15 protein-coding genes are annotated in these 16,117 nt (G+C 64.4%); 10 read left to right on the top strand and 5 right to left on the bottom strand.

Annotation, left to right across the window (positions count from 1 at the left end):
- Position 1 precedes the first annotated feature (1 nt).
- The 5 genes from ACFDR6_RS00815 (at position 2) to ACFDR6_RS00795 (ending at position 7,062) form a co-directional block, all read left to right on the top strand.
- Complete coding sequence (locus ACFDR6_RS00815; RefSeq protein ID WP_375857074.1) at positions 2 to 1,660, top strand: hydantoinase B/oxoprolinase family protein; 1,659 nt, start codon at positions 2 to 4, stop codon at positions 1,658 to 1,660.
- 38 nt (positions 1,661 to 1,698) lie between these two features.
- Positions 1,699 to 2,700, top strand: coding sequence for a TRAP transporter substrate-binding protein (locus ACFDR6_RS00810; protein ID WP_317241095.1), 1,002 nt, complete (start codon positions 1,699 to 1,701; stop codon positions 2,698 to 2,700).
- A gap of 10 nt (positions 2,701 to 2,710) precedes the next feature.
- The gene (locus ACFDR6_RS00805; protein WP_317244008.1) at positions 2,711 to 3,304 is read left to right on the top strand and encodes a TRAP transporter small permease subunit; all 594 of its coding nucleotides are present in this window, start codon (positions 2,711 to 2,713) and stop codon (positions 3,302 to 3,304) included.
- Between the two features lie 31 nt (positions 3,305 to 3,335).
- The gene (locus tag ACFDR6_RS00800) at positions 3,336 to 4,640 is read left to right on the top strand and encodes a TRAP transporter large permease (protein ID WP_212088072.1); all 1,305 of its coding nucleotides are present in this window, start codon (positions 3,336 to 3,338) and stop codon (positions 4,638 to 4,640) included.
- Positions 4,641 to 4,911: 271 nt separating this feature from the next.
- On the top strand, positions 4,912 to 7,062 hold the full coding sequence (locus ACFDR6_RS00795; RefSeq protein WP_375857073.1) for a methyl-accepting chemotaxis protein: 2,151 nt from the start codon (positions 4,912 to 4,914) through the stop codon (positions 7,060 to 7,062).
- 1,091 nt (positions 7,063 to 8,153) lie between these two features.
- Here ACFDR6_RS00795 and ACFDR6_RS00790 read toward each other — a convergent pair.
- A complete protein-coding gene (locus ACFDR6_RS00790; protein WP_317241093.1) occupies positions 8,154 to 8,798 on the bottom strand; it encodes a glutathione binding-like protein in 645 nt (214 codons plus the stop codon).
- A gap of 103 nt (positions 8,799 to 8,901) precedes the next feature.
- Between ACFDR6_RS00790 and ACFDR6_RS00785 the strand changes: the two genes are divergently transcribed.
- Entirely contained in the window at positions 8,902 to 9,570 is a 669-nt protein-coding gene (locus ACFDR6_RS00785; RefSeq protein WP_375857072.1) for a TetR/AcrR family transcriptional regulator, read from the top strand.
- Between the two features lie 109 nt (positions 9,571 to 9,679).
- Here ACFDR6_RS00785 and ACFDR6_RS00780 read toward each other — a convergent pair whose 3' ends face one another.
- Positions 9,680 to 10,645, bottom strand: coding sequence for a 2-hydroxyacid dehydrogenase (locus tag ACFDR6_RS00780; RefSeq protein ID WP_375857071.1), 966 nt, complete (start codon positions 10,643 to 10,645; stop codon positions 9,680 to 9,682).
- Positions 10,646 to 10,784: 139 nt separating this feature from the next.
- Here ACFDR6_RS00780 and ACFDR6_RS00775 point away from each other — a divergent pair, with 139 nt between their 5' ends.
- From ACFDR6_RS00775 to ACFDR6_RS00760, 4 genes are all read left to right on the top strand, one after another.
- Positions 10,785 to 11,153 (top strand): YciI family protein, encoded by a 369-nt coding sequence (locus ACFDR6_RS00775; RefSeq protein ID WP_212088087.1) that lies wholly within the window; start codon positions 10,785 to 10,787, stop codon positions 11,151 to 11,153.
- Positions 11,150 to 12,436 carry an RNA polymerase sigma factor gene (locus tag ACFDR6_RS00770; RefSeq protein ID WP_375857070.1) on the top strand — a complete coding sequence of 429 codons (1,287 nt, stop codon included), beginning with the start codon at positions 11,150 to 11,152 and terminating at the stop codon, positions 12,434 to 12,436. Before ACFDR6_RS00775 ends, ACFDR6_RS00770 begins: the two co-directional genes overlap by 4 nt.
- A 188-nt stretch (positions 12,437 to 12,624) precedes the next feature.
- A complete protein-coding gene (locus ACFDR6_RS00765; RefSeq protein WP_375857068.1) occupies positions 12,625 to 13,164 on the top strand; it encodes an SRPBCC family protein in 540 nt (179 codons plus the stop codon).
- A 29-nt stretch (positions 13,165 to 13,193) separates the two neighbouring features.
- Positions 13,194 to 13,607, top strand: coding sequence for a VOC family protein (locus tag ACFDR6_RS00760; RefSeq protein WP_317241088.1), 414 nt, complete (start codon positions 13,194 to 13,196; stop codon positions 13,605 to 13,607).
- Positions 13,608 to 13,727: 120 nt separating this feature from the next.
- Here ACFDR6_RS00760 and ACFDR6_RS00755 read toward each other — a convergent pair whose 3' ends face one another.
- The 3 genes from ACFDR6_RS00755 to ACFDR6_RS00745 all read right to left on the bottom strand — a co-directional run bounded on the left by ACFDR6_RS00755 (position 13,728) and on the right by ACFDR6_RS00745 (position 15,970).
- Entirely contained in the window at positions 13,728 to 14,093 is a 366-nt protein-coding gene (locus tag ACFDR6_RS00755) for a hypothetical protein (protein WP_375857899.1), read from the bottom strand.
- Positions 14,094 to 14,644: 551 nt separating this feature from the next.
- Positions 14,645 to 15,082 (bottom strand): hypothetical protein, encoded by a 438-nt coding sequence (locus ACFDR6_RS00750; protein WP_212088103.1) that lies wholly within the window; start codon positions 15,080 to 15,082, stop codon positions 14,645 to 14,647.
- 99 nt (positions 15,083 to 15,181) lie between these two features.
- On the bottom strand, positions 15,182 to 15,970 hold the full coding sequence (locus tag ACFDR6_RS00745; RefSeq protein ID WP_375857066.1) for an SDR family NAD(P)-dependent oxidoreductase: 789 nt from the start codon (positions 15,968 to 15,970) through the stop codon (positions 15,182 to 15,184).
- Positions 15,971 to 16,117 lie beyond the last annotated feature (147 nt).

Here is a 16,117-nt window from a genome sequence, read left to right as displayed (position 1 = left end):
CATGAGCAAGGCAAATGGCGCGAGCCTGATCGATCTTCAGATCATGTGGCACCGGCTGATCGCGGTGGTCGAAGAGCAGGCGCAGGTGCTGCTGCGCACCGCCTTCAGCCCGATCGTGCGTGAATGCGGCGACCTCTCGGCCGGCGTGTTCGACCTCAGGGGCCGGATGCTGGCGCAGGCGGTGACCGGCACGCCCGGTCACGTCAACTCGATGGCGGAATCGGTCAAGCATTTCATCGCCCACTTTCCGATCGAGACGATGAAGGAGGGTGACGCCTACATCACCAACGATCCCTGGATGGGCACCGGCCACCTCAACGACTTCGTCGTCACCACGCCCTGCTTCAAGGACGGCAAGCCGGTGGCGCTGTTCTCCTGCACCAGCCATCTCATGGACATCGGCGGCATCGGCTTCGGACCCGACGCGACCGACGTGTTCATGGAGGGTCTCTACATCCCCATGCTGAAGCTGATCGACCAGGGCGTCGTCAACGAGACGCTGATGGCGATGATCCGCACCAACACGCGGCTGCCCATCGACACCGAGGGCGACACCTATTCGCTCGCCGGCTGCAACGACGTCGGCTGCGAGCGGCTGGTCGAGATGATGACCGAGTTCGGCATCGACACGCTCGACGATCTCGGCGACTACATCTGCGAGCGCTCCCGCGAGGCCGTGCTGGCCGAGATCGCAAAGCTGCCGAAGGGCAGCTGGCGCAACACCATGGTGGTCGACGGCTATGATGCGCCGGTGACGCTGGCCGCGACGCTGACGATCTCGGATACGGGCATTCACGTCGATTTCGACGGCACCTCGGCGGCCTCGAAGTTCGGCATCAACGTGCCCCTTTCATATACAACCGCCTACACCGTGTTCGGCCTCGGCTGTGTCGTCGCCTCGCAGATCCCGAACAATGCCGGCTCGCTCTCGCCGCTGACGGTATCCGCTCCCCCTGGGGCGATCCTCAATGCGCCGAAGCCCGCGCCGGTCGCCTCGCGCCACATCATCGGCCAGATGCTGCCAGACGTCGTGTTCGGCTGCCTGCGCCAGATCATTCCCGAGCGCGTGCCGGCGGAGGGCACCTCGTGCCTGTGGAATCTCAACGTGCGCGGCCAGACGCGAAGCGGCGTCGGCGGCAATTACGGGTTCTCGATGGCGGTGACGTCCAACGGCGGCACGGGCGCGCGCTTCGGCAAGGACGGACTGTCGGCGACCGCCTATCCCAGCGGCGTGCGCGGCACGCCGGTCGAGATCGCGGAGACGCAGACGCCCTTGATCTTCTGGCGCAAGGAGCTGCGGCCGGATTCCGGCGGGGCAGGGCGCACCCGCGGCGGCCTCGGCCAGATCATCGAGGTCGGCAGCGGCGTCGACGCGCCGTTCGATATCCTGGCGGCGTTCGACCGCATCGATCATCCGCCGCGCGGCCGCGATGGCGGCAAGAACGGAGAGGCCGGCTATGTCGGCCTGAAGTCCGGCAAGAAGCTGCGCGGCAAGGGCTTTCAGCAGGTGCCGCCGGATGATCGTCTCGTGGTGCTGACGCCGGGCGGTGCCGGCATCGGTGCGCCAACCGAGCGTGACCGTGCAGCGATCAGGGACGACATCGAAAGCGGCCTCGTGTCTGCCGACAATGCGGTTGCAGTTTATGGGTATGCGCGCTGACGCCATCCGGCGACGGGCATAACGAACGGAGGGGGTTGATGATCACACGTCGGAACTTCACCGCGGGGGCAGCGACGCTGCTTGCCGCCGGCCAAATCTCCACGCGCGCCCGGGCGGCGAGCGTGAGCTGGGACATGTCGACGGTCTGGCCCGACGGCAATTTCCACACCCAGAACGCGTTTGCTTTCGCCGAGGAGGTGAAGAAGCAGAGCGGCGGCACGGTCGCGATCACCGTGAAGGCGGGCGGTCAGCTCGGATTCAAGGGCCCCGAGCATCTGCGCGCCGTACGCGACGGTCTGGTGCCGCTCGCCGACGTCCTCAACATCCAGCAGGTCGGCGACGAGCCCTTCATGGGCGTCGAGAGCATTCCCTTCCTGTGCAGTTCGATGGACGAGCTGAAGGTGCTGCACAAATATGTGCGGCCCGAATACGAGAAGGTCGCCGCGCGCAACAACCAGAAGATCCTCTACGTCGTGCCGTGGCCGACGCAGTATCTGCACCTCAAGGTCAAGGTCGCCGACGTCGAGGGCCTCAAGAACATCAAGATCCGCGTGCCCGACAAAAACGCCGTCGACATGCTGGCCGTGGTCGGCATGGCGCCGGTGATGATCCCCTGGGGCGAAACGATACCGGCGCTGGCGTCGGGTGCGGTCTCGGGTGTGTCCACCTCGTCCGTCTCGGGTGTCGACGGCAAGTTCTGGGAATTCCTGAAATACGTCTACCCGACCAACCACGTCTGGTCGTCGCAGATGCTCACCGTCAATCTCGATGCCTGGAAGGCGCTGTCCGCCGACCAACAGAAGCTGGTTGCGGATATCGCGACGAAGATGGAGCCGACCTTCTGGGCGAACTCGCTCAAGGCCGACGTCGACAGCCTCAACCGTCTCAAGGAGGGCGGCATGGAGGTCGTGCCGGTCTCGGACGCCATGATGAAGGACATTCGCGGCAAGACCGCGCCGCAACTCGACGCGTTTCTCAAGCGCGTGCCGGCTGCCGACAAGCCGGTGCGAGCCTATCTCGCCGAGATGAAGCGTGGGTGAGGGTGCGGCCGTGGTGAGCGTCTCGCCCGAAGCTCCGCAGAGTCTCAATGCAGCGGCGCCGGTGCCGCTGCGGATCCTGCTCGACGGCATCGACCGTCTTGGCCGGCTCGACGGCTGGATCGGCGGCGGCTGTCTCGTGATGCTGACGCTGCTGATGCTGTGCGAGGTCGCAACGCGCTTCCTTTCCAACTTCCTCTCATTCTTCCCGCCGTCGATCTCGATCGCCTGGGAATACTCGTCCTATCTGATGGCGGCGTCCTTCACCTTCGGCGCCGCCATGACCCTGCGCGTCGGCGGCCACATCCGCGTCGTGCTGCTGCTCAAGAACGTGCCGGCGCCGGTGCAGCGTGCGCTCGAGATCCTGTCGGCGGCGGCCGGCTTCGCCTTCATGGCGTTCCTGACCTCGGCGATGGCGAAGTTTGCCTTTGGCGCCTATGTGCGCGGCCAGGTCTCGACCTCCAGCGATACGCCGCTGTGGTTTCCGGAAGCCGTCGTCACCTTCGGCATGCTGCTGCTGACGCTGCAGTTCCTGGCGCGCGCGATCCAGGCCGCCCTCGGCCTGCCGCTGGAGGACCATCGCATGAAGGCCTCGCCCGTCGAATGACAGCTTTGCTCGCTCCCGGATTCAAGATCGCATGACCATCGAAGTCGTCGCCCTGTTTGCGATCCTGTTCGCGCTTCTGGCGTGCGGCGTGTGGATCGGCCTCACGCTCGCGCTCACCGCGACGCTGCTGCTCGCGATGTTCCGTTCGATCCCGCTCGACAAGCTCTTGCCGCAATACGCCTGGAATATCCTGACCACGCAGGAGCTGCTGGCGCTGCCGCTGTTCATCCTGATGGGCGAGCTCTTGTTTCGCACCCGCCTGTCACGCTCCCTATTCCAGGGCCTCGCGCCGTGGGCCGGGCTTTTGCCCGGCCGTCTGCTGCACGTGAACGTGATCGGCTGCACCATCTTCGCCGCGATCTCGGGCTCGTCGGCCGCCACCACGCAGGTGATCGGCCGCATGTCGCTGAACGAGCTGCTGCGCCGCGGCTATTCCCGCGACATCGCGATCGGCTCGCTGGCCGGCGCGGGCACGCTCGGCTTTTTGATCCCGCCGTCAAACATCCTGATCATCTACGGCGTGCTTGGCGACGTCTCGATCCTGAAGCTGTTCACCGCCGGCGTGCTGCCGGGATTTCTGCTCGCCGCCACCTTCATGGCCTGGGTGATGCTACACACGAGCCTCGACCGGAGCATGGTGCCGGAAACGGAAGCCAGGCTCTCGCAAGTGCCGTGGAGCGAACGCTTCGCAGCGCTGAAGGATCTCGCGCCGGCACTCTTTCTGATCGTCTGCGTGCTCGGCTCGATGTATGGCGGACTCGCGACGCCATCCGAGGCCGCCGCCGTCGGCGTGCTGGGCGCCGCGCTGGTCGCCTGGGCGCAGGGATCAATGTCGCAGCAAGTGATGCGCGACGTGCTGATCGGCTCGGTTGTCACTTGCTCGATGATCGCGCTGATCGTGCTGGGGGCCTCGATCCTGGGCAATGCCGCGGCCTTCCTCGGCATCCCTCAGGCGGTGGCGGCCTTCGTCAAGGGGCTAGGCCTGTCGCCCTTCATGCTGATCGTGGCGTTGATCGTCTTCTATCTCGTCCTCGGCTGCTTCCTCGACGGCTTCTCGATGATCGTGATGACGCTGCCGATCGTGCTGCCGATCGTGAAGGGTGCCGGCTTCGACGAGATCTGGTTCGGCGTCTTCCTCGTGCTCGCCGTCGAGATGGCGCAGATCACTCCGCCGGTCGGCTTCAACCTGTTCGTGATCCAGGGCTTGACCGACGATGGTCTCGGCTACATCGCGCGCGTGACAATGCCGTATCTGATCATCATGATCGGCTTCGTGCTGCTGCTGACGCTCTGGCCCGGCATCGTCACGATCCTACCGCGAGTGCTGTACGGCTAGCTGCGAACGAGAAGCGGCTGCAACGTTCGCGGCGATCAGACCCGCCGGCGCGCGACCGCGAACGCGTGTGACATTGCGAGACAGACCGCGACCATCCAGCGGTTGCTGCGGCTCTGCAGCATCCCGCACTAGATGCGTTTTTGCCGAAAACCGTGAAACAAAGTGATCGCAGTGCCCGGATCGATGCTCTGAATTTAGGCAAATTAAATGCTTTCGGCGCTTACCTGACGTTTACAGGTTCGATTTTTTCGAATGCTACTCGGAGGCTCCCATGCGGACCAATCTTCCGGTCACGACGGCCGAATATCCCATTACCGACGAAGCCCTCATCGTCTCTCGCACCGATACGAAAGGGAAGCTGACCTACTTCAACGACCAGTTCGTCGAAGCCTCCGGATTTTCGGAGGCCGAGTTGATGGGGCAGCCTCACAACATCATCCGTCATCCGGACATGCCGCCCGCGGCCTTCGAAAATCTTTGGGCGACGTTGCAGCAGGGCAAGCCGTGGTCGGGCGCCGTGAAGAATCGGCGCAAGAACGGCGACTTCTACTGGGTGCTCGCGACGGCTTCTCCGATTCGGCAGAACGGACAGATCGTCGGATACAGCTCCATCCGCACCAAGCTGTCCGCCGACCAGCGCGCCGAGGCGGAACAAGTGTATGCGATGATCCGCGAGAACAAGCCGCACTGTTACAGGCTGGATGCCGGCATGCTTCGCCGGCGTTCCTTGCTTGATCGATTGGCCATCTTCACCGGCACGCTCAACGCGCGCCTGGTCACGCTTGTCACCATGCTCTCGTTGTTCTTGCTGGCGATCGGCGTCATGGGCTTGCAGGGGACGCGCCAGAGCAATTCGCGGCTGAAATCGATCTACGAAGACCGTGCGGTGCCGCTGGAACAGCTCTTCGAAATCAATGACCGGATGAGGGACAACACGGTGCTGCTGTTCGAGGCGGCCGCGAATGGACGGGCCGGAAAGCCGGTTGAAGGCCTCACGGCCAAGGTGAACGCCAACCTCGAGAAAGTCGGGAAGACCTGGGCCGAATACATGGCGACCTACCTCACGCCCGAAGAAAAAAGCATTGCCGACAGCTTCACGCCCAAGCGCGTGAATTATGTCGAGCACGGACTGAAGCCGGCGCTGTCGCTCTCCGCCGAGCGAAAGTACGAGGAACTTGCCGCCTTGCTGGCCGGGCGGGCGCGCGAGCTGTACGAGGCGGCGAAGGCCGATCTCGACAAGCTCGTGATGATCCAGGTCAAGGAGGCCAAGGCGGAATACGATGCGGCCGAATACGAATATGGCTGGTTGGTCGGCATTGCGATTGTTCTCCTGGTGACCAGCATCGCCATCGGCGGGCTCGTGAGCCGGCAAACCATCCGTGCCATCGTCCGCCCGCTTCAGCGCCTGAACGATGCCATGCTCAGCATCAATCAGGGCAAGCTCGACAATCGCATCGTCGTCGAACGAGACGACGAGCTCGGTGTGGCGCTGAGAAACCTGCAGACGCTGCAGGCGATCGTACGGTTCGACCGCGATGAACTCGGCGCGACGCAGAGGCGGTCGGCTGCCCAGCGCAAGCTGGAGATGACCAAGCTCGCAGGGGATTTCGAAGGCGCCGTGGGCGAGATCATCGAGACCGTCTCGTCGGCATCGACCGAGCTGGAGGCCTCGGCGAACACGCTGACCTCGACCGCGGAGCACGGAGAGAAGCTTGCGACCATGGTCGCTGCGGCTTCCGAGGAGGCGTCCACCAACGTGCAATCCGTCGCGAGTGCGACGGAAGAGCTGTCGTCGTCCGTCAACGAAATCGGCCGGCAGGTCCAGGAGTCGGCGCGGATGGCCAATGAGGCGGTCGAGCAGGCCCGCCTCACCGATCAAAAGGTCGGTGAGCTCTCCAGGGCCGCGGCCCGGATCGGCGACGTGGTGGAGCTCATCAACACGATAGCAGGCCAGACCAATCTGCTCGCGTTGAACGCAACGATCGAGGCCGCGCGGGCCGGCGAATCCGGCCGCGGCTTTGCCGTCGTCGCCTCCGAAGTAAAGGCCCTGGCCGAGCAGACGGCCAAAGCCACCGGCGAGATCTCCCAACAGATCACGGGCATTCAGGGCGCGACCCAGGACTCGGTCAACGCCATCAAGATGATCGGCGGTACGATCAAGTCCTTGTCGGAAATCTCGTCGGCCATTGCTGCGGCGGTCGAGGAGCAGGGCGCGGCGACCAAGGAGATTGCGCGCAACGTCCAGCAGGCGGCTCAAGGCACGCACCAGGTCTCGTCGAACATCGCTGACGTCCAGCGCGGCGCGACCGAAACCGGCTCGGCCTCCACGCAGGTGCTCAGCGCAGCGAAAGCCCTTTCAACCGACAGCGATCGTCTGCGAACCGAAGTCGGCCGCTTTCTCGACAGCGTCAGGGCTGCCTGAACGCCGCGAAGAGCCGCGATCTGAAAGAAAGCCGTTGTCCCGCCTGCTGGGGACAACGGCTTGATCGGCAAAGCGCTTGCTCGATGTCGAGAAAGCGCCGGACCCGACGAAACGGCCTTCGGGTGCGGCGGGTTCTCAGGCCGCCTTGGCCCGCCCACCCTACCATCGGTTGTGCTGCCCGACGGGCAAAACACGCCAGCGCTGGGTCGATAGGCCAAGGCAAAAATATTCGAATTTACAGAAGTTCGGTTTTGCCGTACAAGCTCCGCCATCCCGCCCGCCACAAGGGGCGTTTCGCGATCGTCACGAGACGCGGGCCGGGATGCGGTGGCCGCGACGGCGTCGGCGCGCAATGGTGGCTGCAGGGCGGGAAACCGTGAGCAGCAGCAGGCGCGATACGACACGGCGCTGACAGCGTCTTCGAATGGTCTTTGCGGCGAGCGCACGCCAGCCGTCGAGAACCCAGCGAGGATGTGCGCGGACGGAGAAGTCGTGTGGTCCTGACGCCCGGGGTTCTGGCGTCAAGGCTTGCGGTGATGTGGCGGCCAACCGGTGCGCGCATCTGAAATCCGCAAGGCGACGGGGGCAATAGTGCAACGCTCCCGGGGGGGAGCACGAAGGACACCGTGAAAACCATCGCGCAGGGAAGGCCGGGCGACCGGCAACACCTGTGGTCCACCCCGTGCGCTTCTTTCAGCACACGCGGGACTTCGGGTGCCAGCCGGCGCCCGGCCTTCCCTGCGCCCTTGCTTTCAAAGGGCGTGAGACGAACGCAAAGCTCGGGCAAAACACGCCGCGAGGATGAGAAGGCATGTCTATCGCCAAACAGCGGCCTCGTGCCCCGGACGCAGCGCAGCGCGCCGCGTCTTCGCTGCGTGGTGCGCTGCAGAGCCGGGGCCCATGCATCAGCGGAATGTGGAACCCTCTGGGTCCCGGCTCTGCGCCGCAACGCGAAGGACGTTGCAGCGCGTCCGGGACACGAGAAAGGCGATGCCATCGCAAAACACGCCATCAAACGCAGACGCCGCCCCGGCCTTGTCGGCGGGGACGACGTCTTGATCGAGGACGAGCGATGCGGCGTCCAATTCGGCCTAAGCCGCCGCCTTCTTGCGTGCCTGCTCGGCCTTGTACAGCTCGAACTCCTCCGCAATCGCCTTGGCAAAGGAGGGGCGCTGGCGCATGCGTTCATAATACGCCTTCAAATTCGGCCATTTCGCGAGCTCGATCGGCGGCGTCGCCATGGTCCAGTTGATGACCGTGACGAGATAGGCGTCGGCGACGCTGAAATGGTCGAGCAGGAAGTCGCGCCCCTTCAGATGATTGTCGAGATAGTCGAGCCGCGACAGGTTCTTCTCCAGGGCATAGGCCTTGGCCTCCTGCGGCGCCTTGCGGTCGAGCAGGGGAACGAACAGGCTCTTGTGCAGCTCTGTGCCCACGAAGCACAGCCATTGATGCAGCCGCGTGCGCTCGATGCCCGCGGTGGCGCCGAGCCCGGATTGCGGGAAGCGGTCGGCGATGTATTGCAGGATCGCCGCGTTCTCGGTCAGCACCACGCCCTCGTCGGTGCGCAGCGTCGGCACCAGGCCGATCGGATTGACGGCTCGAAAGTCCGAGCCGTCGCTCAGCACTGTCTTGGTCGGCGGGTCGACCTCGAGATAGTTCGCCTCGGCGCCGGCTTCGTACAGCGCCACGCGCGTCGCCATGGAGCAGGCGAGCGGCGAGAAATAGAGATCCATCTGTAGCCTCCTTGGGCACTCTTTGAGATTTTCGCTCAACCCGGCCAGATTGATTTTTGTACTGTCTTGCATAATATGGGGTCGGTCAAGGATTATTTGCAGAATGGTACAAAAATCAAAGCCGCCAGCTGCTGCCAGCGAGCCCGAGCGCCGCGGCGAACCTAAGCGCCGCGGCAGGCCGCGCGCCTACGAGCCCGAAGTCGCGCTCGGCAAGGCGCTGGACCTGTTCCGCAAGCAGGGCTTTGCCGCGACCTCGCTCGATGATCTCAGCGAGGCGACCGGGATGAATCGCCCGAGCCTCTACGGCGCCTTCGGTGACAAGCGCGAGCTCTACATCAAGAGCTATCAGCGCTATCGCGAGGAGGCCCGTGCCGCGATGGTCGAGATCTTTCGACAGGAGATGCCGGTGCGCCAACGTCTCGAGCGCATCTTCGCCTCCGCGCTGAACATCTATCTGTCCGGCGAGGCTGGCCCGCGCGGTTGCTTCACGGTGGTGACCGCGGCCTCGGAGGCGGTGAGTGATCCAGACATCCGCGCCATGGTGCTCGACGGTCTCACCGAGCTCGACAAGGGCTTCACAAATTGCTTCCGCCGCGCCAAGGACAACGGCGAGTTGCCGGAGAGTGCGGATCCGGTCGTGCTGGCGCAGATCGCATCAGCCACCATCCACACCATCGCCATCCGCTCGCGCGCGCGCGTGTCGCGCAAGGACCTCGAGGCCATCGTGAAGGGTGCGATCGACGTGATGTTGGGCGCGGGCTCCAAGACCTGAGCTGTCGTCCCGGACAAGCGCACCTAAGCGCGCGCAGATCCGGGACCCATAACCACAAGAAGTGGCTTGGCGAGGATTCGGAGCAATAGCGTTCGCGAAATCCCGAGGCCTAATACCCCCTTGCGCGGTCCACCACGTTCTCCAGCGCACCGCCTGCCTCGAACCGCGTGATCTGCTCGGCAACATAGGCCGAAATCGCGTCCGCGTCGGTGTCGGCGGCATTGTGCGGCGTCAGCACCACCTTGGGATGGGTCCAGAACCGGCTGTCCGCCGGCTGCGGCTCCTGCACGAAGACGTCCAGCGAGACGGCGCCCAGCGTGCCGTCGTCGAGGCAGGCCAGGATGTCGGCTTCGTTCTGAAGACCGCCGCGGCCGGCATTGATCAGCACCGGCGCACCGAGCGGGCTGTCGCGGTTGAGCTTTGTGAAGACGTCGCGGTTGAGGATGCCGTGCGTGTCGGGCGTCAGCGGCAGCAGGCAGACCAGGATGTCGGTCTTGCGCAGGAAGGCATTCATTCCGTCGGCGCCGTGGAAGCATTCGACGCCCTCGATCGCGCGGGGGCTGCGGCTCCAGCCGGCGACACGGAAGCCGAGCCGCCGCAGCACGTCGGCCGCGTCCGCGCCTAAGGTGCCAAGCCCCATGACGCCAACCGTGACGGCACTCGCCGGCCATTGATATCTGGGCTCCCAGCGCTTCGCGCGCTGCGAGTCCCGCAGATACAGCTCCTGACGATGGTGCATCAGCACGTGCAGCACGACATATTCGGTCATGCGGTTGGTGAGATCGGGCACGGCGACGCGGACAAGCGGCACATCGGGCAGGCTCTTGTCGGCCATCAGCGCATCGACGCCGGCGCCGAGATTGAAGATCGCCCGCAGATTAGGGAAGGCGGCGAGAGCGCCCGGCACCGGCTTCCACACCGTGGCATAGTGCACCTCGGCCGGATCGAGGGAAGCATCGGGCAGCAGCACCACGCGGCGGCCGCCGCAGACCGCATCGAACCGGGTCTTCCAGCGCTCCGGAAGCCAGTTCTGCTGCGTGCTGTTGATCAGGACGGCCAGTGTGCCCATGCTCATTCGAAGTGCCTCTCAGGTTCCGCTCAGGAAGGCCCTCCTTGGCACGACCTGCCGGATATTTCCTGCTATTTTTTTCCGCAGCCCTGTCGGCCCGGGGCATAGTCAACCGTCTTCAGAACAGACGAGGAAAGTGTCGCCCATGCTTTATGCAATCCTTTGCTATCACGATGAGGACTTCGTCGGCTCCTGGAGCAAGGAGCAGGACGAGGCCGTGATGAAGAAGCTCGCCGTGGTGCAGGAGAATCTCACCAAGCAGGGTCGGCTCGGGCCGGTCGCGCGGCTGCTGCCGACCACGGCGGCTGCTACCTTGCGCAAGGAAGACCCGCCGCTGGTGCTGGACGGCCCCTATGCCGAGACCAAGGAGCAACTGCTCGGCTTCTACATCGTCGACTGCAAGAATCTCGACGAAGCCCTCGACGTCGCCCGCGACCTCGGCGCGGCCAATCCCGGGGGCGCCTATGAGGTGCGTCCCGTCGGCGTGTTCCGGCCCGGAGGAAATTTGACGTGAGCGAGGCCGACACCGCCTGGATCGAGACCGCGCTGACCTCTGCGCGACCCCAGGCGGTCGGCGCGCTGCTGCGCTATTTCCGCGATCTCGATACTGCCGAGGAGGCGTTCCAGAACGCGTCCCTGCGCGCACTCAAGTCCTGGCCGCAGAACGGGCCTCCGCGCGATCCTGCGGCCTGGCTGATCATGGTCGGCCGCAATGCCGCCATCGACGAGGTGCGCAGGACCCGCAAGCAGCAGCCGCTGCCGGAGGACGATCAGGCGATCTCCGATCTCGACGACGCCGAAGTCGCGCTGGCCGAGCGGCTCGACGGCTCGCACTACCGCGACGACATTTTGCGCCTGATGTTCATCTGTTGCCATCCTCAATTGCCGGCGACGCAGCAGATCGCGCTGGCGCTGCGCATCGTCTCGGGCCTCACGGTGAAGCAGATCGCGCGCGCCTTCCTGGTTTCGGACGCGGCGATGGAGCAGCGCATCACCCGCGCCAAGGCGAAGGTCGCGGAGGCGGGAACGCCGTTCGAAGCGCCCGGCGCGGTCGAGCGCTCCGAGCGGCTCGCCGGCGTCGCGGCGATGATCTACCTGATCTTCAACGAGGGCTATTCCACCACTGGCGATACTGCCGAGATCAGAAAGCCGCTGTGCGAAGAGGCGATCCGGCTGGCCCGGCTGCTGCTGCGGTTGTTCCCGAGCGAGCCGGAGATCATGGGGCTCGCGGCGCTCATCCTGCTGCAACATGCGCGCAGCGCCGCGCGCTTTGCCGCTGACGGGTCGGTGATCCTGCTCGACGACCAGGACCGTTCGTTGTGGAACGGCACCATGATTGCCGAAGGCCTTGCCCTGATCGACAAGGCGATGCGACACCGCCGCAGCGGACCCTATCAAATCCAGGCCGCGATCGCCGCGCTGCATGCCCGTGCAGCGACGCCGCAGGAGACCGACTGGACGCAGATCGACCTGCTCTACGGCGCGCTCGAGATCGTGCAGCCGTCTCCCGTGGTGACGCTCAACCGCGCGGTCGCGGTCTCCAAGGTGCGGGGGCCGCAAGCCGCACTCGACCTGATCGAGCCCTTGGCGCCGAAGCTCGCCAACTACTTCCATTTCTTCGGTGTGCGCGGCGCCTTCCTGATGCAGCTCGGCCGCAACGACGAGGCCCGCATCGCCTTCGACCGCGCCATTGCGCTCGCCAACACGTCCGCGGAGGCCGCCCACATCCGCATGCATCTCGATCGCCTGATCCGGGACAGCCAGCCGAAGCCGAAGGAAAGCGCGAAGGCGACGTGACGGTTCTCCGTCATTCCGGGGCACCCAAGGAGTGAACCCGGAAGCTCGAGATTCTCAGGTGCGCAATTGCGCACCGGAGTTCGATGCTTCGCACCACCCCGGAATGACAATCAAGAAATTCATTCCGGCAACTTGTCGGCTCCTGCCGTTCCCGTTCGTCCTAAGCCCGTATCGCAGGGGAGCCGCTCATGTTGAAAGCCATTGCCGTCATCGCCGTCGTCCTCACGGCCGGAATTGCCGGCATCCTTGTCTTTGCCCTGACGAAACCCGATACAATCCGCGTCGAGCGCAGCCTCGCCGTGAAAGCGCCCGCCGATGCGATCTATCCGGTCGTCGCCGATTTTCGCCGCTGGACCGGCTGGTCGCCCTATGAGAATCGCGATCCCGCCATGAAACGAAGCTTCGGCGGACCTGGGGAAGGCAAGGGCGCGACCTATGCCTGGGACGGCAACAACAATGTCGGCGCCGGCCACATGGAGATCCTGGAGGCGAGCGGACCCTCGAAGCTCCGGATCAAGCTCGATTTCGAGCGGCCGTTCGAGGGCCACAACACCGCCGAGTTCACCTTTGTGCCGCAAGGCGATGCCACACTGGTCACGTGGTCGATGTATGGCCCGGCCCCGTTCGTCTCGAAAGTGATGCAGGTCTTCATCAACATGGACAGCATGATCGGCAAGGATTTCGAGGCCGGCCTCGCCAACCTGAAGAAGCTCACCGAGAAGCAATAAGCCCACTGCCAACGAAAAGGAGAGAAACGATGCTCAATCCCTATCTGTTCTATCAGGACAATTGCGAAGCAGCGTTCAACTATTACGCCAAGGTTCTCGGCGGCAAGATCGATGCGATGATGCGCGCCTCGGACGCACCGCCGGAGGTGCCCGCCACGCCAGGACGCGAAAAGATGATTATGCATGCCCGGATGTCGCTGCCCGACGGCACCGTGCTGATGGCTTCCGACGTGCCGCCGGAGCATTTCCAGAAGCCGCAGGGCTTCTCGATCTCGATCACGGTCAGGGATCCCGCCGATGGCGAACGCAAGTTCAATGCGCTCGCCGATGGCGGCGCCGTCAACATGCCGTTCAGCAAGACGTTCTGGGCCAAGGGCTTCGGCATGTGCGTCGACAAGTTCGGCATCCCCTGGATGGTGAACTGCCCCGCGGACGGAATGTGACGGTCGCGACCGCCTGCATGTCTTGTCGAGTTGGGAATCCCCTCTCTCCAGTTGCTGCGGGAGAGGGGACACACCGAAGGTATCACGGAGCGTAGCGTGTTCCGTCACGCGCGGTTCGACCTAACGGATTGATCCGGTCACCTCCTCGCCCGCCGGCGATGACGATTGCACGCAGCGAGGGCAGATCACGAGCTTGGTGCCGAGCTGCCTGTCCTTCTCCGCTTCGATCTCGTCGTAAACTGCCCACCACGCTTCTGAGTATGGCCTCAAGGTGCCGAGCACGCGTTCACGTTCCTGATTGGGATCGGTTGCCGCGGGCGCGGGAGTCGTTACGCGCCGCTTCGCAATGTTAGCGCGGTTCGCGCTCTTGTTGGGGTCCTGCCCGAGGCCGTCCCACGCGATCGGACGACGCTCCTGCGCCGGTGCGACTGCATATCCAAGCAGCGCTGCGCAGAAAGCGAGCAAGATGAAGCCGTGTCGTATCATGCCGGACCCAAAGTTCGGTGCGCGATGCAAGCCCGCACAGGAAACTTGCATCACGTCGGTCAAATGGAACTTAAGGCAAACGAGTTGGCCGGCATGGCCGAGCAATGATTCACAATCGCATTACTTTGCGGGAGCAGTGAGGCCGCTTCGTGAAACCATGCGGACTGCATCGCACAACAATTGACGCAATATTGGGCTGTGATCTGCAAGTCAGAATCGTTATTGGTGAGTCATAAAATCTACAAACTGGGATGGACGTCACTTGGAAGGGGAGCGACCGATGGCGGCGGCGCTACAGATCAATTTTGCTCTTTGGGGGATGCTCATCTGCGTCAGCATGAAGCTGGTGCCGGTGATTCAGACTCTCTATTGAAGGCAGCCATAGCATCGAAGGCAGCTTCGGCGTGATGGCACAGAGACCCCGTGTGCACGTTGGGTGCGAGCACAGGGAACCTGCCGTATGGCTTGGAGCCCGCCATGCCAAATGCCTTTTAATGTGACGCGGTTCACATAACTCATTCACGTCACATGCGTGGCGGCGGTCAAATTCGTCAGCGGCAGCGCGGATAGATCGCGGCGAGATCACGTCCCCTCAGCAACAGCAATCGCGAGGTGAGGCCACCGCGGCGGCTGATCCAGTCGCGGACCGGGCCGGGATAGGCGGCAAGCACCGCGACCGATGCTTCCGGCTCGGCATAGAAGCGCCCGCGCCGGTCCACCGAACGTGCTGCGTGGAACCCGAGCACCGCGCGTTTGGTGACGCAGATGCGCTCGTCCGGCACGATGCTCAGCACCAGCGTGCAGGCAGACAGGCAAGGGCCGTCGATCACCACGCGCTCTCCGCTCTCGCGCACCTTTTCGAACAGATCGAGGAACGGCCCGACCTGCCCGCCCGGAGACTGAATGATGCGGATTTCGGCGGCGGCCGGCGTGATGGCGAGCAGAGCAAATGCAAACATCACGGCTTTGAGCAATGAGATGCGTCGCATGAAGCCTCCACCGTCGTGCCCACCATTGTCACCGCAAATCCGGAAAGGTGTGGCGGGCACGGCGCTCACACGCCTTTGCCCACCTTGCCAGTTCCGTTCCTACCCGTTGCGGCGTTGTCCGCGCAGCGTCGGCAGGCCGATACCCGCCGCATCGAAACCGCCATCGACGGCCAAAATTTGTCCTGTGATGTAGCTCGCGCTCGCCGAGCAGAGGAAGTAGATCGCTTCCGCAAGCTCCTCCTCCAGGCCGTAGCGGTTGAGCGGAATCGCGTCGTGATAGTCGGCGCGGATCTCCTTGGTGTGCACCTGCTTCGCCATCGCCGTGTCGACCGGCCCCGGCGCGACCGCATTGACGCGGATACCGAGCGAGGCGAGCTCGACCGCGAGCTGCTTGGTGAGGTGTGCGAGGCCGGCCTTGCTGGTGCCGTAGGCCGAGCGCAGCGTCGAGGCGCGCACCGCCGAGATCGACGTGATGTTGACGATGGCGCCACCATTGGACTCGCGCATCAAGGGCACCGCCGCCTTGGTGCAGAGGAACGGGCCGGTGAGGTTGACCTCGAGCACGCGGCGCCAGTCGGCCTCGGACGTTTCCATCAGCGGCGCGAACACCGCAATGCCGGCATTGTTGACGAGCGCATCGAGCCTGCCGAACCGCTGCTCGACCGTGGTCATGGCCGCGCTGACCGCAACCGCGTCGGACACGTCGCAGGTCAGCGCCAGCGTCGCCTCGCTTTGGCCGATCTCGGCGAGGGCACGGCCGAGCAGCTCGCCCTCGATGTCGAGCAACGCGACGTGCCAACCCTCGGCCAAGAACTTCTTCGCGGTCGCTAGCCCGATGCCGCGCGCGGCTCCGGTGACGAGGGCGACGTGGTGCGGGGCAGGGGGCATGGGCGGGTCTGTCCTGTATCCGGCGAGGCGGCGGGTGGGCGTAGCTCCTTTTACTGTGCTTTGGCCCTGAGGAGAAAGGGCCTGATCAGTGGCAATGGGCTTGAAGGCCCGCAGAGCTTGAGCACGGCGAGTTTCCAACGCAGCGCA

Origin of the sequence: Bradyrhizobium tunisiense (genome assembly GCF_042263385.1) — a bacterium.
In the GTDB taxonomy this organism is placed as follows: domain Bacteria; phylum Pseudomonadota; class Alphaproteobacteria; order Rhizobiales; family Xanthobacteraceae; genus Bradyrhizobium; species Bradyrhizobium tunisiense.
The sequence above is the reverse complement of the archived record's forward strand: the minus strand, read 5'-3'. Positions and strand labels throughout refer to the sequence as shown.

Excerpts from the sequence above, each read along its gene's own strand:
- ACFDR6_RS00760 (WP_317241088.1), top strand. The coding sequence starts at position 13,194 with ATGCTCAATCCCTATCTGTTCTATCAGGACAATTGCGAAGCAGCGTTC.
- ACFDR6_RS00800 (WP_212088072.1), top strand. The coding sequence starts at position 3,336 with ATGACCATCGAAGTCGTCGCCCTGTTTGCGATCCTGTTCGCGCTTCTG.
- ACFDR6_RS00780 (WP_375857071.1), bottom strand. The coding sequence starts at position 10,645 with ATGAGCATGGGCACACTGGCCGTCCTGATCAACAGCACGCAGCAGAAC.
- ACFDR6_RS00765 (WP_375857068.1), top strand. The coding sequence starts at position 12,625 with ATGTTGAAAGCCATTGCCGTCATCGCCGTCGTCCTCACGGCCGGAATT.
- ACFDR6_RS00795 (WP_375857073.1), top strand. The coding sequence starts at position 4,912 with ATGCGGACCAATCTTCCGGTCACGACGGCCGAATATCCCATTACCGAC.
- ACFDR6_RS00775 (WP_212088087.1), top strand. The coding sequence starts at position 10,785 with ATGCTTTATGCAATCCTTTGCTATCACGATGAGGACTTCGTCGGCTCC.
- ACFDR6_RS00790 (WP_317241093.1), bottom strand. The coding sequence starts at position 8,798 with ATGGATCTCTATTTCTCGCCGCTCGCCTGCTCCATGGCGACGCGCGTG.
- ACFDR6_RS00810 (WP_317241095.1), top strand. The coding sequence starts at position 1,699 with ATGATCACACGTCGGAACTTCACCGCGGGGGCAGCGACGCTGCTTGCC.
- ACFDR6_RS00755 (WP_375857899.1), bottom strand. The coding sequence starts at position 14,093 with ATGATACGACACGGCTTCATCTTGCTCGCTTTCTGCGCAGCGCTGCTT.
- ACFDR6_RS00745 (WP_375857066.1), bottom strand. The coding sequence starts at position 15,970 with ATGCCCCCTGCCCCGCACCACGTCGCCCTCGTCACCGGAGCCGCGCGC.
- ACFDR6_RS00815 (WP_375857074.1), top strand. The coding sequence starts at position 2 with ATGAGCAAGGCAAATGGCGCGAGCCTGATCGATCTTCAGATCATGTGG.
- ACFDR6_RS00750 (WP_212088103.1), bottom strand. The coding sequence starts at position 15,082 with ATGCGACGCATCTCATTGCTCAAAGCCGTGATGTTTGCATTTGCTCTG.
- ACFDR6_RS00785 (WP_375857072.1), top strand. The coding sequence starts at position 8,902 with ATGGTACAAAAATCAAAGCCGCCAGCTGCTGCCAGCGAGCCCGAGCGC.